This window comes from Segatella copri (assembly GCF_026015465.1).
GTDB classification, from domain to species: Bacteria; Bacteroidota; Bacteroidia; order Bacteroidales; family Bacteroidaceae; genus Prevotella; species Prevotella copri_E.
This window is the reverse complement of record NZ_JAPDUQ010000003.1, coordinates 425,629-448,015: the sequence shown is the minus strand read 5'-3', so window position 1 is coordinate 448,015 and position 22,387 is coordinate 425,629. Positions and strand designations below refer to the sequence as shown.

General features: G+C 43.7%; 19 protein-coding genes. 5 read left to right on the top strand and 14 right to left on the bottom strand.

The genetic code is table 11. From position 1 onward, the window contains the following. The first annotated feature begins 2 nt into the window (after positions 1-2). Complete coding sequence (locus tag ONT08_RS12945) at positions 3-1,166, top strand: dual OB domain-containing protein (protein WP_264960138.1); 1,164 nt, start codon at positions 3-5, stop codon at positions 1,164-1,166. Between the two features lie 216 nt (positions 1,167-1,382). On the opposite strand, the gene ONT08_RS12940 is transcribed toward ONT08_RS12945, so the two are convergent. The 3 genes from ONT08_RS12940 to ONT08_RS12930 all read right to left on the bottom strand — a co-directional run bounded on the left by ONT08_RS12940 (position 1,383) and on the right by ONT08_RS12930 (position 4,623). Beyond that, positions 1,383-2,660 carry an ATP-binding protein gene (locus tag ONT08_RS12940; RefSeq protein ID WP_264960137.1) on the bottom strand — a complete coding sequence of 426 codons (1,278 nt, stop codon included), beginning with the start codon at positions 2,658-2,660 and terminating at the stop codon, positions 1,383-1,385. Positions 2,661-2,896: 236 nt separating this feature from the next. Then, positions 2,897-4,165 (bottom strand): ammonium transporter, encoded by a 1,269-nt coding sequence (locus ONT08_RS12935; protein ID WP_264960136.1) that lies wholly within the window; start codon positions 4,163-4,165, stop codon positions 2,897-2,899. Between the two features lie 101 nt (positions 4,166-4,266). After that, entirely contained in the window at positions 4,267-4,623 is a 357-nt protein-coding gene (locus ONT08_RS12930) for a P-II family nitrogen regulator (protein WP_006849503.1), read from the bottom strand. Positions 4,624-5,076: 453 nt separating this feature from the next. Here ONT08_RS12930 and dapF point away from each other — a divergent pair, with 453 nt between their 5' ends. The 3 genes from dapF to ONT08_RS12915 all read left to right on the top strand — a co-directional run bounded on the left by dapF (position 5,077) and on the right by ONT08_RS12915 (position 9,655). Beyond that, positions 5,077-5,916 (top strand): diaminopimelate epimerase, encoded by an 840-nt coding sequence (gene dapF, locus ONT08_RS12925; RefSeq protein ID WP_264960135.1) that lies wholly within the window; start codon positions 5,077-5,079, stop codon positions 5,914-5,916. A 62-nt stretch (positions 5,917-5,978) separates the two neighbouring features. Further along, entirely contained in the window at positions 5,979-7,211 is a 1,233-nt protein-coding gene (locus tag ONT08_RS12920; protein ID WP_264960134.1) for an LL-diaminopimelate aminotransferase, read from the top strand. A gap of 254 nt (positions 7,212-7,465) precedes the next feature. After that, positions 7,466-9,655 (top strand): glutamine synthetase III family protein, encoded by a 2,190-nt coding sequence (locus ONT08_RS12915; RefSeq protein WP_264960133.1) that lies wholly within the window; start codon positions 7,466-7,468, stop codon positions 9,653-9,655. Between the two features lie 724 nt (positions 9,656-10,379). Here ONT08_RS12915 and ONT08_RS12910 read toward each other — a convergent pair. The 11 genes from ONT08_RS12910 to ONT08_RS12860 all read right to left on the bottom strand — a co-directional run bounded on the left by ONT08_RS12910 (position 10,380) and on the right by ONT08_RS12860 (position 20,498). Continuing rightward, a complete protein-coding gene (locus tag ONT08_RS12910) occupies positions 10,380-11,666 on the bottom strand; it encodes an IS1380 family transposase (RefSeq protein WP_264960132.1) in 1,287 nt (428 codons plus the stop codon). 276 nt (positions 11,667-11,942) lie between these two features. After that, entirely contained in the window at positions 11,943-12,287 is a 345-nt protein-coding gene (locus tag ONT08_RS12905; protein ID WP_218418558.1) for a type II toxin-antitoxin system RelE/ParE family toxin, read from the bottom strand. Beyond that, positions 12,278-12,550: a hypothetical protein gene (locus ONT08_RS12900; protein WP_118201716.1), complete on the bottom strand. Its 273-nt coding sequence runs from the start codon at positions 12,548-12,550 to the stop codon at positions 12,278-12,280. The genes ONT08_RS12905 and ONT08_RS12900 overlap by 10 nt, the downstream gene beginning before the upstream one ends. A gap of 329 nt (positions 12,551-12,879) precedes the next feature. Further along, positions 12,880-13,341, bottom strand: coding sequence for a hypothetical protein (locus ONT08_RS12895; protein ID WP_118201717.1), 462 nt, complete (start codon positions 13,339-13,341; stop codon positions 12,880-12,882). Beyond that, the gene (locus ONT08_RS12890; RefSeq protein ID WP_118201718.1) at positions 13,341-13,817 is read right to left on the bottom strand and encodes a hypothetical protein; all 477 of its coding nucleotides are present in this window, start codon (positions 13,815-13,817) and stop codon (positions 13,341-13,343) included. Before ONT08_RS12890 ends, ONT08_RS12895 begins: the two co-directional genes overlap by 1 nt. Positions 13,818-14,346: 529 nt before the next feature. Further along, positions 14,347-14,850, bottom strand: a complete 504-nt coding sequence (locus ONT08_RS12885; RefSeq protein ID WP_264960131.1) for a hypothetical protein — start codon at positions 14,848-14,850, stop codon at positions 14,347-14,349. Between the two features lie 607 nt (positions 14,851-15,457). After that, on the bottom strand, positions 15,458-16,621 hold the full coding sequence (locus ONT08_RS12880) for a site-specific integrase (protein ID WP_118201720.1): 1,164 nt from the start codon (positions 16,619-16,621) through the stop codon (positions 15,458-15,460). A gap of 169 nt (positions 16,622-16,790) precedes the next feature. Beyond that, positions 16,791-17,537 (bottom strand): ZIP family metal transporter, encoded by a 747-nt coding sequence (locus ONT08_RS12875; protein ID WP_118201721.1) that lies wholly within the window; start codon positions 17,535-17,537, stop codon positions 16,791-16,793. 188 nt (positions 17,538-17,725) lie between these two features. After that, positions 17,726-19,033: a phosphopyruvate hydratase gene (gene eno, locus ONT08_RS12870; protein WP_118201722.1), complete on the bottom strand. Its 1,308-nt coding sequence runs from the start codon at positions 19,031-19,033 to the stop codon at positions 17,726-17,728. Between the two features lie 169 nt (positions 19,034-19,202). Next, positions 19,203-19,685 carry a thioredoxin gene (gene trxA, locus ONT08_RS12865; RefSeq protein ID WP_118085572.1) on the bottom strand — a complete coding sequence of 161 codons (483 nt, stop codon included), beginning with the start codon at positions 19,683-19,685 and terminating at the stop codon, positions 19,203-19,205. A gap of 105 nt (positions 19,686-19,790) precedes the next feature. Then, positions 19,791-20,498 (bottom strand): SIMPL domain-containing protein, encoded by a 708-nt coding sequence (locus ONT08_RS12860; protein ID WP_118154522.1) that lies wholly within the window; start codon positions 20,496-20,498, stop codon positions 19,791-19,793. 252 nt (positions 20,499-20,750) lie between these two features. On the opposite strand from ONT08_RS12860, the gene ONT08_RS12855 reads away from it, so the two are divergent. Beyond that, complete coding sequence (locus ONT08_RS12855) at positions 20,751-22,367, top strand: Na+/H+ antiporter NhaC family protein (protein WP_264960130.1); 1,617 nt, start codon at positions 20,751-20,753, stop codon at positions 22,365-22,367. The last annotated feature ends 20 nt before the right edge of the window (positions 22,368-22,387 follow it).

Sequence of the window (22,387 nt, the reverse complement as noted above, 5' to 3'; positions counted from 1 at the left end):
TTATGGACAAACTTATTTTATGCCTTGCAAATTCCTATAAACATGGTGGAAGATGTATCGCAGGTATAGAAGTATCATTGCAAGAAGGGAGAATTTCTATAAAAAAGTCTTCTTATGGAATTCCTATTTGGATTCGTCCTGTTTCACATAGTGCGGCTGGGGAAGTTCCATTAAGTGATGCTATAGGAATTAAAGTTCTTTCCGTTGTTAAAATTGTCAATGCCAATTATGCAGGTAGTAGTTCTCACTCCGAAGATTACTACTATGCGAAGTTATTGTTACTAGACACCTTAAACCCTTCAGATGAATTTCTTAAAAAGTATACGGATACATGGCATAATCTTATATTTGGCAATAAAGGTCGTGCTTTAACACCAGATGCTTTTCAAAATGGTGATTATTCGCTCATGCTTATTAGAACAGAGGGTAGTGAGATTTATTTAGATGAAAGATATACGCCTAAACCGAGAATCAAATTTAACTACAATGGTTACGAATATGATTTTCCAATTACAGACCCAGATTATTTGAATCGATTAAGGTTGGATAATTCTCTATACAAATCAGGATATGGAGTTTTATATATAGTTGCTTCATTAGGAGTAATACATGATGGTTGGCATTCTAAATTAGCTGCAACGATTATAATTCCTTCTGTTAACAACATCAAAGAAAGTATTATTTTGAGCAAACATAATCAAACCCCAATTAATAACCAATCCAAACCGAGAATACAAAATACTTCATATAGCTCTGAAGCCGTTCCCCGTTCTACTCTGCAGATGCCACGTCAAATATTAATTTCACAAGCTGAGTCAAGAAGGAAAGAAAATTTAGATAAGACAAATTATACCTTCAAGCCTATTCAAAACACATCACGGAATAAAACTACAAGTGGGGGTTGCTATATTGCGACAGGCATATATGGCTCATATGATTGTCCAGAAGTTTGGACATTAAGAAGATTTAGAGATTTGAAGTTGGCGGAATCTGTATTTGGACGTTCTTTCATTAAGCTATATTATTCAACAAGTCCAACTCTTGTAAAATGGTTTGGCAAAACGCTTTTATTTAAGAAAACTTTAAAACCTATTTTGGACAAATTTGTTTATGCTCTTCAGCATGAAGGTATTGAATCAACTCCATATGAAGATAAAGAGTGGTAACAATTAATTGAAGGGTACACTGACGTCCCGACGGATTTGTAATCCGGCATCAAAAAGGTTCGACCTATTAAAACCGGGGGGATAATCCCCTTATCTATCAACAGCAGTCTTGATTGCTGCGGATTGCAAATCCGCAGCAAGCTAAAATAAGTTAGGACATTTTTTACGCCGGATTACAAATCCGTCGGGACGCATGTTTACACCGACATAACTACATTAATCTTTCAAACAACCAATTGGCACAACATAGACGCCATCGTCCCTGCGAACTGCATAACGAGATGTACCTGTTAGAACCATAAGGAAAGATGGGGATTTCATTTTCGTATCATCGATTTTAGAAGCCAAGAGCTTTAGATTCTTTGCTCCTTCTTCGATGTTCTTCTCACCACCCAATTTAACTTCTATCAGTCCATAATTCCCATTACGCAAATGAACTACAGCATCACACTCCAAACCATTACCATCACGATAATGATACACTGTTCCATCAATAGCATCGGCATAAATACGCAAGTCTCTGATACACATTGATTCAAAGAACAAGCCCATCGTACTGAGATCATTCACCAAATCATTTGGACCTATACCTAAAGCTGCAACACCAATAGAAGGATCAGAAAAATATCGGGTATCAGAAGTGCGAATAGCCGTTTTACTTCGCAAATTCGGATTCCATGCCAAGGAATCTTCCAACACGAAGATTTTCTTCAAAGCCTCTATATAGGAAGCCACCGTATTGCGATTGGTGGCTACAACATCATTATTCTCCAAATCAGCACAGATAGTATTTACCGTTACCAGAGCACATTGGTTTCTTGCTAGAGAACGCAATATTCTTTTTGCTCTTTCCGGATCACGGCTCACATTATCTACACGAGAAATGTCAGAGTGTACCACGGCTTCATAATATCTATATGCCATATCAAGTGCGACCTCCTTACTAACCATCGTTGCCTTTGGCCAACCACCCCGACATATCAACCATGCCAAAGAATCAATATTGAGAGGATTAGTTGCAAAAACATCTGCTATGGGATTGGCAAACAATTCTTCTAGACTGACTTCGTTTGTAGAATCGCCAGATTCAGAAAGACTCATTGTCCTCATTGTCAACCATGCAAATCGACCAGTCCCTGAATGGTGAATTTTGCTTGTATCAACAGGGACTGCAGAACCAGTAAAGATAAATTGCCCTAGTTCATCTCTATGATCAACCTCAAAACGAGCAGCATCCCAAAGTTGCGGGGCTAATTGCCATTCATCAATAAGACGAGGCACTTCTCCAGAAAGCAACTTTTTGGGAGAAAGATTTGCAAGTTCCACATTCTGCTCCATGTATTCAGGATCATCCATATACACAACGCTCTTTGCTTGCTGTTCTGCAGTTGTCGTCTTTCCACACCACTTGGGGCCTTGTATCAAAACGGCACCACTCCCCAAAAGTCTCCGACTTAACATTTTATCTGCTATTCTTGCCTTATATTTCTTCATAATCATATTTTTTAAGCACCGCTGCAAAGATAATCAAAAGTTACTGAATACTAGCATTTTAAACGTTAAATTATGCAAGTTGAGGCATTTTTATTGTGCAAGTTGAGGCTATTTCATTGTGCAAGTTGAGGCAATTTCATTGTGCAAGTTGAGGATTTATCATAAAAAAATGGTGTTTCATTCCTCAAAATGAAACACCATTGACCTAAATTTATGCTGATAATCGAATTTCGCAATTAGTTGCTATAAGCACTCTCACCATGCTCGTAGATGTCGAGACCTTCCTCCTCTACTCGCTTGTCAACACGTACTCCTACACTCTTATCTACTACCTTGAAGATAATGTAGGTAACTACTACGCTATAGATGATGCTTACCACGGTGGCTACAACCTGAACCCAAAGCTGATGCCAGTCGCCATAGAGGGCACCCTGTACACCTTCGGTTCCTGTTACATACTGAGTGGCGAAGACACCGGTGAGGATAGATCCCAGAATACCACCCATACCATGCACACCAAAGGCATCGAGGGCATCATCATACTTGAACTTCTCCTTCACTACGGCTACCATGAAGAAGCAGACGATGGTGGAAATGATACCGATGCAGAAAGCTCCGAAAATATCGGTACTGCCGGCTGCAGGAGTGATGGCAACCAATCCGGCTACAGCACCGGTACAAGCACCTACCGTAGTTGGCTTCTTGTTCACAATCCAGTCGATGAGCATCCAGGTAGTGGCTGCTGCAGCTGTGGCTACATGAGTTACGAGGAAGGCGTTGGCTGCCAGACCATCAGCTGCCAATCCGCTACCGGCATTGAAACCGAACCATCCCAACCAGAGGAATGACATACCCATGAACACGAAGGTGATGTTGTGAGGTGTGATAGGATGACCTGCACGGTAATCATCTCGCTTGCCTACACAGAGTGCCATGACCAGAGCGGCTACACCGGCATTGATATGAACCACGGTACCACCCGCAAAGTCGATGGCTCCCATCTCCTGCAGGAAACCGCCACCCCATACCCAGTGGGCCATTGGAAGATAAGCGATGATAACCCAGAGGATGGTGAAAAGTACATAACCGCTAAACTTCACGCGCTCGGCAAAAGCACCGAGAATCAAGGCTGGAGTAATGAGGGCGAACATGCACTGGAACATTGCAAAGGTGAGTTCCGGAATGCCTGTAGGCATGATGGCATCCAAGCCGATGCCGTGAAGGAAACATTTATCGAAACCACCGATGACGCAAGCCAGAGGATTGCCCGAATCGGCATATTCTGTAGAGAATGCCCAGGAATAACCGAAGGCTACCCATATCAGACTGACTACTGCCACGATGAAAACCGTCTGCATCAGGATGCTGAGAATATTCTTCTGGCGCACCAAACCACCATAAAAAAGTGCTATACCCGGGATTGACATCAAAAGCACCAAGATGGTGGCCATGATCATCCACGCTGTGTTACCCGTATCAAGTGTCGTCAATAATAAACTGCTCATAAAAATATCTTATAGTTAAATTAGAATACTAAATAATATTTATTAAAGATAAGTAAGAATGCCTAATTCAACATTCAACACTTAACATTCAACATTTTAAATTATTCCTCTTTCTCAGCGTTATACAATGCAATGTCGCCTCGTTCGCCGGTTCTGATTCTTACCGTATCGAGTACAGGAATCACGAAGATTCTGCCGTCTCCGACTTCACCGGTCTGGGCAGCGCCCTGGATGGCGGCGATGGTAGGTTCCACGTTCTTGTCACGAACCACGATGTTCAGGAGCACACGCTCGATGCTGCTGGTATCATACATCACACCACGGTAAATGCGAGCCTGGCGCATTTTACCCTCACCTCTTACATTATAATAAGAGAACCACTCGATGTCTGCTGCTAAAAGCGCCTTCTTGACATCCTCGAATCTAGACTTGCGGATAATTGCCTCAATCTTCTTCATAATCCTTTAATAATTAATAATGTGTTAATACTTCTATTGATTGTCTCTTTTCGAAAACGGACCTTCATTGGTGTTATTCAAACCAAGTCTTTCTTTTACATTATGTTCGTTTTCGGCTGCAAAATTAATACATTTTGTCAGTATTTTAAAGAAAATAAAAACATTTCGCTTTTACTTTTTATCGAATATTTTAAATTTATCGAGGCTTATCCTATTCTCCTTACAATTTGTAAGGCAGAAAGCAATTTTATGATACAAATTGTAAGATAGCGAAAAATAATCAAGATTTCTGCATTTATTTTCTTGCATATTTCAACAAATCGTCGTACCTTTGCAACCGAAATCAAACAAATAGTCATCGAAATATTCGAAAGACTAGCAAAAAGTCAAATCTCAAAAGAGATAAGACATGAGAGATAAAAGAAGAGTATTCAAACATAAAGAACAACGCAGATGAAAGAAACAGTTCATTTTACAAAGATGCAGGGAGCGGGTAACGATTATATATATGTAGATACCCAACAATACGACATCCCTGACCCAGAGAAGGCGGCCATTGCCTGGAGTGCTTATCACACGGGCATAGGAAGCGACGGACTGGTTCTCATCGGAAAGCCGCACGACGGCAGAAGAGCAGATTATTCGATGCGTATCTTCAACGCCGATGGTTCAGAAGCGATGATGTGCGGCAATGCAAGCCGATGCATCGGTAAGTATCTTTACGAAAAGGGATTGACCCGAAAGGACACCATCCGACTGGAAACGCTTTCGGGTATCAAGATATTGAAACTTCATCTTCAGGATAATAAAGAAGTTGTGGAATCGGTAACAGTAGACATGCTGGAACCCAAACTTGAAAATCCCGAGCAATTCATAGGCCCTTCGGTGCTCGAAGCTGACGGCAGAAAATTTGAAGGCACCTATGTTTGCATGGGTAATCCGCATTTCGTTACCTTCGTGGATGACATCGACACCATCGACATCGCCCACTATGGTAAAATCCTGGAAAGAGACAAGGCATTTCCCCAGAGATGCAACATAGAATTTGCACAAGTAACTGACACAGACGCCATAAGGACACGAGTTTGGGAAAGGGGAAGCGGAATAACAATGGCTTGCGGAACAGGAGCCTGTGCCACAGCCGTAGCCGCAGCCCTTACCAAGCGTACTGGCAGAAAAAGCAGTATCGTGATGGATGGCGGAACGCTGGAAATAGAATATAGCGAGGCTGATGATCATGTTTACATGACAGGGCCTGCAGCCTTCTCATTCGAAGGAGAAATTGAATTATAAATAAGAGCAAACTTAAATAACAAATGGTCAATAATGACCACAAATAAAAGGAGAAATAAAATATGGCATTAGTTAATGAACATTTCCTGAAGTTGACCAACAACTACTTGTTTGCCGACATCGCAAAGAAGGTGAACGCCTACAAGATTGCACATCCAAAGCAGCGTGTAATCAGTCTGGGCATCGGTGATGTAACCCAGCCTCTCTGCCCTGCCGTCATCAAGGCGATGCACAAGGCTGTAGACGAGATGGCTGAGCAGGCTTCTTTCAGAGGCTACGGTCCGGAGCGAGGCTACGACTTCCTCCGAGAGGCTATCATCAAGAACGACTTCCTGCCACGTGGCATTCATCTCGACGCCAACGAGGTATTCGTAAACGATGGAGCCAAGAGCGATACGGGAAATATCCAGGAGATTTTGAGATGGGATAACAACATCGGCGTTACCGACCCGATTTATCCGGTTTATATAGACTCTAACGTGATGATAGGTAGAGCGGGAATCTTCGAGAATGGCAAGTGGAGTAACGTAACCTACATGCCTTGCGATGAGAGCGATGACTTCATCCCTCAGATTCCAGACCACCGTGTGGACATGATTTATCTCTGTTATCCAAACAACCCTACGGGGACGGTTATCTCGAAAGAAGAGCTCAGAAAATGGGTAAACTATGCTATCAAGAACGAGAGCATCATCCTCTATGATGCAGCCTACGAGGCATATATCACCGACCCATCAATTCCTCATTCTATCTACGAGATTCGTGGAGCCAGAAAGGTAGCGATAGAATTCCACAGTTATTCGAAGACTGCCGGATTCACCGGTGTGCGTTGTGGTTACACCATCGTTCCTAAGGAGTTGAAGGCAAAGACATTGGCAGGTGAGGAAGTGGCATTGAATCCTATTTGGGACCGCCGCCAGTGCACCAAGTTTAATGGTACAAGCTATATCAGCCAGCGTGCTGCCGAAGCCATCTACACCCCAGAGGGTAAGGAGCAGGTGAAGGCAACCATCAATTACTATATGGAGAATGCCCACTTCATGAGAGCAGAACTCCAGAAACTCGGCTTGAGAGTATATGGCGGTGAGAATGCACCTTATCTTTGGGTGAAGACGCCAAACAATACACCTAGCTGGAAATTCTTCGAAGAGATGCTTTATGGCGCCAGCGTAGTCTGCACCCCTGGTGTCGGCTTCGGTCCATCGGGTGAAGGCTACATCCGTCTCACCGCCTTCGGCGAGCATGAGGACTGCAAGGAAGCCATGGAGAGAATAGCCAAATGGTTAGGAAAATAGATTAAGTGAAAAACGAAGAGTGAAGAGTGAAGAATTCTATAGCTTTCTTGCTTGAATCTCTCGTGACTCACATAAAACATAAAGATAAGAACAATATGTAAAACGAAGAAAAGAACAAGAGAGAAGCAAATGAATTCTTCTAGGAAGATTCTCTGCTACACTCGGCAAAACACAAACAAGTTTGGTTCTGCTCTCGTTTGCAAGAGAATTCATCACTCTTCGTTCTTCACTCTTCACTAAAAATAATATAAGGTATGAGCAACTTAAGATTTGAAGCTGTTTCAGAGGCTTCCAAGAGAAAGCCTATTGAGGTAACCGCTCCTAGCGAGCGACCAAGTGAATTCTTCGGAAAGAAGGTATTCAACCGACAGAAGATGTACAAGTATCTCCCTGCAGATGTCTATGAGAAACTGATAGACGTCATTGACAACGGAGCACGTCTCGACCGTAACATCGCCAACGCCGTAGCCAAAGGCATCAAGCAGTGGGCTGACGAGAATGGCGTAACCCACTACACTCACTGGTTCCAGCCATTGACAGAAGGTACTGCCGAGAAGCACGATGCCTTCATCGAGCATGACGGCAAGGGTGGTATGATCGAGGAATTTTCAGGCAAGTTGCTCGTTCAGCAGGAGCCTGATGCTTCTTCATTCCCATCTGGCGGTATCCGCTCTACCTTCGAGGCACGCGGTTATTCTGCATGGGATCCAACATCTCCTGTATTTATCATCGACGATACACTCTGTATCCCTACTGTCTTCATCTCTTACACAGGTGAGGCACTCGACTATAAAGCTCCATTGCTCCGTTCATTGCACGCTGTAAACGTAGCAGCAACAGAAGTTTGCCACTACTTCAACCCAGATGTCAAGAAAGTTATTTCCAATCTCGGTTGGGAGCAGGAGTACTTCCTGGTAGATGAAAGTTTGTATGCAGCACGTCCTGACCTGATGTTGACAGGCCGCACCCTGATGGGTCATGATTCTGCCAAGAACCAGCAGATGGACGACCACTACTTCGGAGCCATCCCAGAGCGTGTTCAGGCATTCATGAAGGATTTGGAAATCCAGGCTCTTGAGCTCGGTATTCCTTGCAAGACCCGCCACAACGAGGTAGCACCAAACCAGTTTGAGTTGGCACCTATCTTCGAGGAGACCAACCTTGCCGTTGACCACAACATGCTCCTGATGAGCTTGATGAAGAAGGTGGCTCGCCATCACGGTTTCCGCGTACTTCTCCATGAGAAGCCATTCGCTGGCATCAACGGTTCCGGCAAGCACAACAACTGGAGTCTGGCTACAGATACCGGCATCCTGCTCCATGGTCCTGGCAAGACACCAGAGGATAACCTCCGCTTCGTAGTCTTCATCACAGAGACTTTGATGGGTGTATATAAGCACAATGGTTTGCTCAAGGCTTCTATCATGAGCGCTACCAATGCACATCGTCTGGGCGCCAACGAGGCACCTCCAGCAATCATCTCTTCATTCCTCGGCAAGCAGTTGACCGACCTTCTCGAGCACATTGAGAAAGCCGACAAGAAGGATCTCTTCACCGTAGCTGGCAAGCAGGGCATGAAGCTGGATATCCCTGAGATTCCAGAGTTGATGATTGATAACACCGACCGTAACCGTACATCACCATTCGCCTTCACCGGTAACCGTTTCGAGTTCCGTGCCGTAGGTTCTGAGGCCAACTGTGCATCAGCGATGATCGTATTGAACACAGCCGTAGCCGAGGCTTTGACCGACTTCAAGAAGCGTGTAGATGAGTTGATTGCCAAGGGTGAGGACAAGACATCTGCCATCATTGATATCGTTCGTCAGGATTTGAAGACCTGCAAGCCTATCCGTTTCGACGGCAATGGTTACTCAGATGAGTGGGTAGAGGAAGCTGCCAAGCGTGGTCTGGACTGCGAGAAGAGCTGTCCAAAGATTTTCGAGCGTTATCTCGACCCTGCATCTATCAAGATGTTCGAGGATATGGGTGTCATGAAGAAGAACGAGTTGGAAGCTCGTAACGAGGTGAAATGGGAGACCTACACCAAGAAGATTCAGATTGAGGCTCGTGTAATGGGCGACTTGAGCATGAACCATATCATTCCTGTGGCTACTCACTATCAGAGTCAGTTGGCCAAGAATGTAGAGAACATGATTGATATCTTCGGTGACGAGGAAGGCAAGAAGTTGACTGCCCGCAACATCAAGATTATTAAGAAGATTGCCGAGCGCACTCAGATTATCGAGACAGGTGTTGAGGAGTTGGTAAATGCCCGCAAGGTAGCCAACAAGATTGAGAATGAGCACGATAAGGCAATTGCTTATCATGACACGGTAGCTCCAAAGATGGAGGAAATCCGTTATCAGATTGATAAGTTGGAGTTGACAGTAGCCGATGAGCTCTGGACATTGCCTAAGTATCGTGAACTCCTGTTCATCCGCTAATCAGCAATGTCTTCCAACATAAGACATATTTCTGACAGATAAGAAACACAAAGCTCTAACAAGAGCTACTCTTCATCAGATATAACAATTGAACGATCAATCTATTTCTTTTATTGGTTGTTTAAGTTTGCGCGGAGTGTGGTTGTGAAATCACGCTCCGCTTTTTTATTTTCTGATTACATAAACAAAAAACAGACCGACATGAACGTTTGTTCACATAGTAAGGACATTCTTTGTTTGGGCTCGTTGGTTCTCCTAGTCAGATACAACTTCTTTGCATAAGTATCAATGGTCGCATGTTCCTTGTTAGCTTGATAAACCTCTTCAATATCTGCTATCAAGCTATTACGCTTATGATTAAGATTGTCACCTCCTACACGAAACTTATTCAAAAATGAATAATCATTTGTATCAATCGGAGTATTCACTACAGCTTCCTTAAAAGAAAGGAGACATTTACCTATTTCATTGATAACAGGTAATCCCTCATGAATTAGAAGTCGCTCATTATCCGTTCCTTTCCCAATCAATTCTCGAGCATCGTTTTTACCATAACCCTCAAATCCGCAACCTATAGGGTTTAGTGGGATTTTGCTTGCAAAGCGACAAAATTCATTTTATCGTACATATTTCTTGCACAACAGAAATGTCGCAGACACAAAATCCCCTTACCCCATAAAGCGACTTGAGGTAATACGCTGGTTTAACCAGAAAAGCATGGTCTTTAACCAAAGTCTGTCTTGAACAGGTTGGCATAAGCATTGTTGTCTGAGTAAATGTTCAATACATGCCTACGTGATGTCTTAATCCATTTCGCAGGAACAGAGATGAACTTGAAAACAAAGGTCTTGATTCTGCTGGTGGCACGCAATCCAAATTCCTGGGTTTTCAATCTCTGCATAATAGCTTTGTAGAAGTTTCTGATGAGAGCTGTCATAAGCAGGAATACAGTATTCTGTGCCATGAACGATTTTGGCAATCGATTCCAGCCAAAGCCATTGTTCATGTCATCGAAGATGCGTTCCTTGCCACCACGAAGATTGTAGAATTCCACGATGTCTCTTACACTCGACTTGTAATCGTTAGTCAGTATACATCTGTAGGTATATTCGCCTTCCCAAATGTCAAGGTCTCCCTCTATTCGCCTTTGTCTCTGTATGACAAGACGATACGGTTTTCCTTTCCATTTCTCAACAAGGATAGAATTCAACTCAAACTCAATACCGTTGATTTCAACAGTTTTCCATCCAGTTAAGGCAAACATGGAATCGTAGAAAGAAGAGCATCTGTTGGCACGAATATAAAAATGCCTGCAATGAGCCTCTACCATATCTACGATTTCCTCCGAACATGAGCCGCAATCCATGCGGGCACGAGAAATATATATTTCCGAAGCCTCCAATCGCTTGAAGATTCTTTCCAAAGTTTCTTTTTGGTTGAAGCGCACGTTTGTGTTGCCGTCTCTATTTTCAATACCAACAATCATGTCGTTAATGACAGCTACACCTGGACTATAGCCCAAGAACTTCTTGTAGGTTGGTTTTGCATCATACTTCTCTGTTTCAATGAACTGATGGTCAAAGTCAAAATCATACTCTTGACCGGATTTCAATTGACCAGTAGCAAGCAGGGCATTGACCAGTAAGCAGTTCATCTTGTCTGCAGTATTGAAATCATAGGATTTGCCAGAAGCAGACTTATAGGTGATGCTCTTAAAAGTCAGTTCTTCGATAGCACGTAATATGGTGTCTGCGCTGCAAGTGCGAAGAGTTGGATGAAGAGACAAATGTTTCATCAGGTGAGTTGTAACATCCTCAATACATGAGCCACCACAAAGATATACGCACATCAGAGAGCGTAGAATCTCGCTATATTGATAACCAAACATAGTGCATCTCAATCCCAAGGTGGAATCTATGGTTTGAGCTAAAAGAGCATCAAATTGCTCCATAATCGAAAAAATTCCCCAAAAAGGAGTGAGTTTCTCAGATTTTATTTGTACTTTTGCCATGTCATTCAGAATTTTGTTTGTTTTTATTTTGCAACACTAAGATAAGTGAAATTTCTGACATGGCAAAATCCTGAGCAACTTTTTGTTGCTCAGGTGCTTATAAAAAATATTAAATTATAGTGTTGCGGAAATTAGATTATTCTACTTTTGAGAGGATTAATAATCATATCAAGATTATAGTAATCCATATTACGTTTAACCATACGATTGCCATCTTTACTAACTGTTCGGAATTTCCGAACAGTTGCTGACAGCATCATTTTTCTGAAGACTTACCTATTTATCATATTCTTCTAAAAAGCGTTTAATCATGGAAGTTACAGCTTGCGGAGACCGCTTGACATGAACAATCCCCATAATTACAACTTGCTCGCCATCTATCAAATAATAGACACGGTTGGGGGCTAACAACAAATGGCGTATAACCATATCCTGACCAGATACCCACGAAGTGTAGCGAGCATCATATATGCCATGTGTGGAATATTGAGCCAGTTCATCTGTCTTTTCCAAGATATTATGGAGAACTTTTTGAGAGGTTAATAAGCCAAAATGTTCTTCCACATAGTCTATGACTTCATCTAACTGCGTCAAAGCCAAGTCTGACCAAACTACTTCCATCCTCTTTTAGCTTTGATAAAAGACTCAACTTGCGAATTTGGAATGCAGCGACCTGCTCTATTTTCCTTCAGAGCATATTCTGCAGCCGCAATCATCACCTCGCGTGGTATCCCATGAATCGAATTAGTCGACACACTCATATCAACATCGCCCAAAGAAGACTCAATTTTAGCTATCAAGGAATATTTATCCTCAATGCTTAAATTCCTGATTTCATCCCAATAAGGAATGGTTCTATCTTGTGATACATTACTTGTCAACATAATACATTCTCCTTTATTTTAATCTTTGCCTGCAAATTTACGACTTTCTTTCGTAAATACCAAGGAATTAAGAGAAAATCTTCACTAAATAACTTTTTTTCCAGCGGAAGGGTCCTTACCCTATACCCAAGCCCTAAATCCCTACCATAGGGATTAGGGATGTAACCGCCCTCTGGTGCTCAGAACCGCTACGCTATAAGGTTGGCGGGGCATCAAAGCCCTCGCCATGTTGTGCGGGATGGGACCGCCTAACTGTTACTGGGGACAAGTTGCTATTATATTCCAGAAAATGGGTGCATGGAGACATATGCTTTGTATACAAAGAACCCCTATTTTAAAACCACATTAGCTTGCAATAAGTCACAAAGAGAACGTAATGTCTTTAATGTATAAGGACGAATCGTCAAGTCATCACAAACTATCTTCTTATCCTTACCCAAGAAAAACATACCACAATGATCATTTAGACCTGCTATAACAGGATATATTCTTAATCTATCATGTAAATTTGCTAAATACCTTGGAGTAAAAAGGGCATAACCCACATAATGGCTTTCTGTCTTTTTAAAAACATACTTACCTTTTTTATTCAAATGCTTTTGGTCTATAAAAGACAGCCTGGACAATGAGACATAAGACTCTACTTCACCATTCGTAAAACGTCGAAGATTGAATGCCGCAAAATTTAACTGATGGGTATTTTCATCATAAAAGGCTGGAGAAGACAACAATCGAGCAATCTCCTCCATATCTTTCAATACTGGTTTTTCAAATGTTATATCACATTCCATTAGGCTATGTTCTTTAAGACTTCCAAAAATTTAGGGAGTTCCGAAAGTGGGAGGATGCCCTCTTTCTCTATCTCTCCATAATTGACATCATACACTATCCTATCACTAAGAATAGATAAACAGGCATCTCCTTTGGAAGTCTTCCATTGCATTAATATATGGCCATTGGTATTTGGGAATATTGCTAATCCCTGAAGCAATGATTCGCTACAGGAAGAAACAACCTTCTGAGAATAATCACATGCTTCTGATGATATGGAAGGGGAACCTGCGTAATCCCAATTCGCTGGCAAATCTCGAAGTTCAAGAATTCGCTTCTCAAGTCGTTGCCTTAACGAAAGGCTTGGCTTCTTTTTCAAGTGTTGCTTCAATAATCGCAAAGCTTCTGCCATAGCATCAGTCACACTGATGTTATTCTGCTCTGCTATCGTTGCATAGCCTTGATATAATGTATTATCGAGTACCAATGTTGCCATAATCGTAATATTCTAATTATTGGCTGCAAATATAAGGGTTTTTGATGAAACTACCAAATTTTGGGGGAGTTTTTTCAACTCTGACCAATTACTTGTAGAGATCTACGGTGATATCGAATGGTGAAGCGAAATCTTTCAGCATTGCATGCTTCGTAGCACTATAACATTTTTCGACTCCCCTGTCCCTCTCTTGCGAAGAGGGGGTCCTTAACCCACTCCCAAGCCCTCGCCCTTTCCAAAAGGGCAAGGGATGTAACCGCCCTACAAGTGCTATCTGTTCGAAAACCTACCCGTCCTTCCTTACCGTTAAGGAAGGCTCCACCTCTCACCCCCGGCCCTCTCTCCTCAGGAGAGAGGGAGGAAACCGCCCTACTCGGTGCTCGGAACCGCTACGCTCTAAGGTTGGCGGGGCATCAAAGCCCTCGCCAGGTTTTGCGGGATGGGACCGCCTGACTGTTGCTTGCTGATGAAGAACGTCTGGCTAATGTTCGGGGTTCAACATAAACATATTAACAGTATTGTTGTTCAACTACTCTTCTACAACTTCGAAGTCTTCCTTATGCACGCCACGGATAGCTACAGCTCGTCCACCGAAGTCGAAGACGAGCTGGCGGTCACGGTCTATGCGGACAATGTAGCCTTCATAGTCTTTGAATGGTCCTGAAAGAACACGCAACTTCACGTGGTCTTTGGCAAACTTCTCAAAATCATCACGAAGGAATGTAACCTGCTCCGGATGGGTCTTCATCACATTCATAAAGGGCTGCATGATGGAGTCCTTGATGGATGCAGGTCGTCCTAAGCTGCGGTCTTTGACTAAATGAAATTGGGGAAAATAATCTGCAAGAAATTCTTGTAGGTCATTCACCGTACCTTGTAAGAAGACAAGTCCGCTGACAGATTGCTCCAAAGTCTTTTTCACTCCTTGTTGCTTTTCTTCATCCTTGTAGGAATAACGAAGGGTTTTATGAATGAAATAAGGTTGTTTGGTATTTTTCTCGTCAGCATTAAATTTTTCAAGCCATTTCTCCATCCCTTTAGCTGCCATGTGAAGAATAAAAATATAACTCCATGAAGTGGGGTTGGTGGAAGGGTCTTCTTTCTTTCTGATCCGTTTACGTCGGGATATTCCTTCTACACTCGGATCCGAAAGTCTTTCAGCCCCGATAACGTGGATGCCCTTTGGTAAGCGTTTGCTTACGTCGGCTGTAGAAGGTGAATTCAAGCAATCCTGCGTCATATTCCCGTTCTACTTTATGTCCTCAGCTGCAACCATACATGATGGTTGTGGAAGCCTGGTCCATTTTTTATTATTATGCATAATCTTATATAAATGAGTATTAGCCATACAGCCTCTACACATGTAGCTTTATTTTACATCATTTGCGCTTTCTTCTTAGAAAAGGGCAACAACTGCCGAAATAAGTGCAAATCTGCCATTTATAGGAATCACCTAGGCAGATTTGCTAAACATTTGTGTTAAATTTTGGGGAAGGACGCAGAAAATATAAAAAATGGACACGTAATCCAACTATTTTTCGTACTTTTGTAACCAAATTACTCTCTTCTAAGAAGAAAGGGCGAAGTTTGCTAAAAATTTTACCCCATCATTCCGAAATGGTGTAAACATAACTATTTGTTTACAACTCTTTTGAGATCTTGTTTATAATCCGCGCGTTGGCTTCATTGATGGTTGCTACGTCTAATGACTGCAAGTAAATCTGTGTGGTCTTATAGGAGTTGTGGCCCATACCCTGGCTGATGGTGGCTATCGGGATGTTCATGTGCAAGGCTACGCTTGCCCATGTGTGGCGTGCCACATAGGTAGTGAGCGGTATCTTCAAGCCTACCTTCTCACCGATTTTCTTCAGGTTGTAGTTGGTGTTGTGCTCCACCTTGCGGTATGCCGTGTATGGAGAGGATTCCTTGCCTGTCAGGATGGGTAGCAGGTAAGGGGAGTCCTTCGTTTGTTTGGCGTACTTGTCGATGATGGTTTGCATTGGCTTCATCCACTCGACATTGAGGTTTTGGTGGGTCTTGCGACGGTTGTAGTTCACCATACTACATTTCAAGTCTGTCTTTTTCAGGAACGCCATATCCACGAATGCCATACCACGCAGATAGAAGCTGAGCAGGAACAGGTCTCGTGCCTTGTCAAGAGAGGAATCTGTTGGCAAGTCCAGGTTTTCTATCTTGCGAATATCCTTTACAGAGATGGCTCGTTTGGCAGTTCTCACGTTAGCGGTCTGCACATGAGCAAAGATATCATTGGCTGGCGCATGGCCTGTTTCTACTGCCTTGTTGTAGAATGTGCGCAGGGTTCGCAGATAGAAGGACACGGTGTTTTGTCCGACACCTCTATTCCATAGCCATACCTGATACATTTCCATCATCTCGCTGGTCATCTGGGAGAAGGTGAGGTCTTCGTGATGACGAAACTCCATAAATCTGTTGGCAGTACTGACATAGTTGCTCTTGGTGCCAATGCACTGCATCTGCTCTTTCTTGGCTATCTGTTGGCGGAAGAAGGTAAAGACGCTCTGGCAGAGTGGCAGCTGCTGTATCTCTTTGTCTATGTCGTCAATGGTATAAGGGTTGCCCTCGGCATCCTTATCACGGATGATACGCTGCATCTGCTTCATCTCCCAATCTATCTGTGACTGGATGAGCTGCAGATGCGCCTGTCTGCAGTTGCGGTTAGAAACTATGATAGCCGACTTCTTGTCGTTCCACTCGTCCGGAAAGACATGATAGTCGGTGCTGATCCAGCGCAGGCTGCGCTGGTGAATGAGGTGATAATACAATGTGCCTTCCTTTCCTGGACCGAGGATGCTCTGAATTTTACTTTTACTGTTGCCATAATACTAACTTTTTTATTTGTAATTCATGTTGCTTTTGGGTAATTTACACCTTATTATATATGTAAGCAACATTATGGCAACGAATGTGTTTGGAAAAGGAATCAGAATTTGATTATACATATTTCTCCATCAACACAAAGGTGATGAATCCCAGGAGAAGAGCGTAAGTGGCTTGCTTCTGAAAGCCATGGGCATGGGTTTCTGGAATCATCTCATCGCTCGTTACATAAAGCATGGCACCACCGGCAAAGCCCAACATCACGGGGAGGAAGGTGGAAGAGGCTGAACCCAAACCGAAACCCAACAGAATGCCTACCACTTCGAGCAGGGCGATGAAGATGGAAATGAAAAAGGTGCGGACTGCTGTAACACCAGCCATCATCAAAGGAGCAATAATCACCATACCCTCGGGGATGTTCTGCAGGGCGATACCGAAGGATACCCCCCACTCCGTTGCTCCCTCTGCCGAACAGACACTCACTCCAGCAGCCATGCCTTCGGGCAGTTTATGTAGGGCTATCGCCATCACAAAGAGCATCACATGACTGAGCCTGACATTGTTGCGATGCTCCTCGGGGTCTAGTCCCGTGATATGATGAAGATGGGGAGTTACCAGGTCTAGCACATTCAGGAACAGGGCTCCTGCCATCACGCCGATTACTACCAGCCACCAAAGACTGGTCTGCTCGAAGGCTGGCACTATCAGTCCCAACGTGGAAGCTGCCAGCATGATTCCGGCACAATATCCCAATACGGCATCGTTCCATTTATGAGGCAACTCCTTGACGAAGAAACCAAGAATGGCACCTATAATCGTGGCACCACAAAGTCCGGCAGCACTAATTAATACGTTTGTCATAATCAATAAAATATATCGAAGTTATCCAGTTAAACACATGAAGATGCAGATACATCATAGAAGAAAAAAAGCATGAACAACCCTCACAGTCATCCATGCCCATCTATTTCGTATCTGATCTATTCAGTTATTACTAATTATGTTTTGTTATGGTGAAATTGATGTTTTCCAATTTCATATCATCATTCCTATTTCAACTTCTTATAACCATAAGCTGCGTTATTGCCCAACTGCTCTTCGATGCGGATAAGCTGGTTGTACTTAGCCATACGGTCGGTACGGCTCATAGAACCCGTCTTAATCTGACCGGAGTTTGTTGCTACGGCAATATCAGCAATTGTTGTATCCTCGGTTTCACCAGAACGATGGGAAGTAACGGTGGTGTAACCATGGCGATGAGCCATCTCGATAGCATCCAGTGTCTCGGTGAGAGAACCAATCTGGTTCACCTTGATGAGGATAGAGTTGGCAGCACCCATCTTGATGCCCTTCTCCAGGAACTTCACGTTGGTAACAAAGAGGTCGTCACCTACCAACTGGCAACGATCGCCGATGGCAGCAGTCAACTTTACCCAGTTGTCCCAATCGTTCTCGTCAAGGCCATCCTCGATTGAATCGATAGGATATTTGGTAATCAGTTCTTCCAGGAACTTGATCTGCTCAGCAGCAGTCAGTTTCTTGCCATTAGGATCCTTCTTCTTACCATCCTTCAACTGACGATAATCGTAGTACCACTCACCATTTTCCTGAACGGCAAACTCGCTGGCAGCACAGTCCATGGCAATCTTCACATCCTTTCCTGGCTCATAACCAGCATTCTTGATAGCCTGACAGATACTGTCGAGCGCATCCTCAATACCATCGAGTGCAGGAGCAAAACCGCCCTCATCACCTACGGCAGTAGAAAGACCGCGACTCTTCAGGAGCTTAGCCAAGGCATGGAACACCTCAGCACCCATACGGATAGCCTCCTTCTCGGAAGGAGCACCCACAGGACGGATCATAAATTCCTGGAAGGCGATAGGCGCATCAGAGTGAGCACCACCATTGATGATATTCATCATAGGAACAGGAAGAGTGTAAGTATTGCAACCGCCAATGTAGCGATACAATGGGATGTGGAGATACTCAGCAGCAGCATGAGCCACAGCCAGAGAAACACCGAGGATGGCATTGGCACCCAGATTAGACTTGGTCTTGGTACCGTCGAGCTCCAACATCTTATAATCGATGGCACGCTGCTCCAAGGCAGAAAAGCCACCCAAAGCCGGACCAATCACCTGATTCACATTCTCCACGGCCTTCAAGACACCCTTGCCGCCATAGCGGTTCTTGTCGCCATCACGAAGTTCCAAAGCCTCGTTCTCACCAGTGGATGCACCAGAAGGAACCGATGCACGACCTACGACACCTGACTTCAATGAAACTTCAACCTCTACTGTAGGATTGCCACGAGAATCCAAGATTTCTCTTGCATGAACATTTTCAATAATCATAATACTATAATTCCTTTAATTACGTAAAACATTTTTTATTTCTGAGTGCAAATTTAGCTATTATCTGGCAAACCACCAAATTTCGGGCATCATCAGAAGTAGGTATTCGCACCAAAATACCTACTTATAGGTAAGAAGAAAAGGCATGGAATATTCCTTTAAGGCCTCTTTACTTTTTCATCATTTTCCCGATAATCTCCTCAAAATCTTCCTTCTGCATGGCGCCCATCTGCATATTGGGATTGCCCTTCAGCGGGATGAAGAGGAAAGTAGGAATGCTGCGGATGCCGAAGACGGAAGCCAGCTCGGGTTCCTGGTCGATATCCACCTTATAGAAATCTATCTTGCCGGCATATTTCCCGGCAAGAGATTCTACCATGGGAGCCATCATCTTGCAAGGACCACACCAGGTGGTATAGAAATCGATGACGGCAGGACGGGAACCGGCGAATACCCATTCATCCGGATGAGCCTCGTAATCCATAATCTTTTTTCTGAAATCAGATGTGGTGAGATATTGCACCTTGGCAGTTTCAGTTTTCTCAGACTTCCCTACAGTCGTTTGAGGAGAAACATCAGGTGCTTTCCTGTTCTGAGAACAAGAAACAAGAAATGGTAGAAATAAAATAGCCGCTAATATGATTTTCCTCATAGTTTTTCGTTGTTTTAATTTGAGAAGGTATGCCATTAGTCTATAACACACCCTCTTATTACAATTAATCACTAATAAATAATCACTATTCACTAATCACTACTCCTAATCCTTTAAAGAATAAGTAACGGTAGTAACAACCCTTACCTTTTTAATATATGGGGTATTGGAATCGCGGTCTTCGATAGAGAACTGGCCCTGGTCGGCATTCATAATCTTGTCTATCTTACTCTTGCTGTTCTCAGCAAACTGGGTAGCAGTCTGCTCAGCATTCTCTATCGCCTCCTGCATCATCTTAGGTTTCATCTGACGGAAGGCAACATACTCATACTTCACCGGATTCTCGTAACCACCATCCACAATGGCAACCCCCTTCTGAAGCAGATCACCCTGACGGGCAATGATACTGCGGACCAGTTTCACATTCTTCGATGTAACCGTGATGATGGAAGTAATGTTATAACGATACCCCTGGCGGTTTTCGCCATACCGTTCAGCATTGAGGTCGATGACCACAGGCGCATTCACATTGATTTCATTAGCCTTAACGCCATTCTCCACCAGGAAGTTTCTGATGGTTCTCGTGGTGGCATTGATTTTTTGATAGAGTTCAGGCAGGTCATTGCCTATTTCCTTGGAAACGATAGGCCACGTCACCTTATCAGCCTCCACCTCCTTTTCGGCAAGGCCTTTCACTACAACCTTTCGGTCTTTACTAATCACACTTTCAAGTCCCGACTTGATACAGAATCCAAGCATGATGATGCCGATGGTTAAAATCACGGCTTGCTTAATACCAGAATTGATGTTCATAATTAGTCCTCCATTATTAAGTTGTTAAAATTGAGTTTCCATTCTATCTCAGATTGAGTTGCAATTTGAGTTTTCAAAGATACAATAAAAATATAGAAAAACGACACTTTATAATGATAAAATATGCTAAAACAGCCCATATCAACCCATAAGCACCATTTTTCTGCCTGTTTTTTTTGCATATATAACAAAAAAGCCTTAACTTTGCCTATTGAATATTTCTAACCCAAAAACAATAAAATGGATTACAACATGATTGGGACCGCATGGTCGTTACTGCCTCCTATCGTCGCCATCGCTCTGGCGCTGAAGACAAAGGAGGTCTATTCTTCTCTTTTTATCGGTATCATACTGGGTGCCGTTCAATATTGCATTTCGATGGGAACAGGTTTCGACGGATTCCTCGTTCACCTGACAAACCACACTGTAGGTGAAGGCGATGATGCCAAGGCATACGGTTTGATACATTGCCTTTCTGACCCATGGAACGTGGGCATTCTAGTATTCCTGGTGGTATTAGGCAGCATCGTTTCATTGATGAACAAGGCGGGTGGTTCGGCTGCTTTCGGCCGTTGGGCTTCCAAGCACGTACACTCGAAGGTTGGCGTACAGATTGCCACCATTCTGCTCGGCATTCTGATATTCATCGATGATTACTTCAACTGCCTTACCGTGGGTTCGGTGATGCGCCCTATCGCAGTGCGCAATGGTGTTACCAAGGAGAAGCTGGCTTATCTCATCGACTCCACTGCAGCACCGGTCTGCATCATCTCCCCTATCTCGAGTTGGGCAGCTGCGGTATCGGGCTTCGTATCGGGCGGAGAGAACGGACTGGCGCTTTTCTGCAAGGCGATACCTTTTAATTTCTACGCATTCTTTACCATCCTCTTTATGTTTGGCATCGTGATACTGGGCTTCGACTTCAAGGCGATGAGCAAGTATGATGCGAGACTGAAGGAATGGTACGAACGAACCAATGGCGGGAAACTCGATGAGGTGAGCGATACCAAACTGCAGATTGTTGAGCACGGTGTGGGAGCCAAACAGGAAGAGGATTCCAAGAACAAGGGAACCGTGAGCGACCTGGTGATACCAATCATCATGCTGATTATCTTCTGCATGGCGGGCATGGTATATTCGGGCGGATTCTTCGATGCCGATAATGCCAACTATCTCAACTTTGTGGATTCCTTTGCTGCGAGCAATGCCTCTGTAGGCTTGGTAATCGGTTCATTGGCAGCCCTGATTCTTACCATCATGATGTTTACCATTCGCAAGACCTTGCCTTTCGATGAGGCGATGAGTAGTCTCATCAAGGGTTTTGAGGCGATGGTGCCAGCCATTCTGATTCTTACTTTGGCATGGACGCTGAAGAGTATGACCGACTCGCTGGGTGCGGCAGAATATGTATCATCGGTTGTAGCGAGCAGTGCATCAGAACTTCAGATGCTTCTTCCGGGCATCATCTTCCTGGTAGCAGGCTTCCTGGCATTTGCAACGGGCACCTCCTGGGGAACCTTCGGTATTCTGATTCCTATCTGCATCGCCGTATTCCCTGGTGCAGATCCTTTGCGCATCATCTCTATCTCGGCATGTATGGCTGGTGCGGTATGTGGCGACCATATCTCTCCTATCAGCGATACTACCATCATGGCGAGTGCAGGAGCGGAATGCAAGCATGTGCATCATGTATCATCACAGTTGCCTTACGCCTTGACTGTGGCTACCGTCAGTTTCCTCACCTTCGTTGTAGCGGGATTCACTCATACGCTGGGTATGGTAACGAGTGCCATTATCTCGTGGATCTTCGGTGTTGCCATGCTCGGTTTTGCTTTATTTTATTTAAATAAGCGCCAAAAAGTTAAATAGTTCTTAATTTATTTGTATAT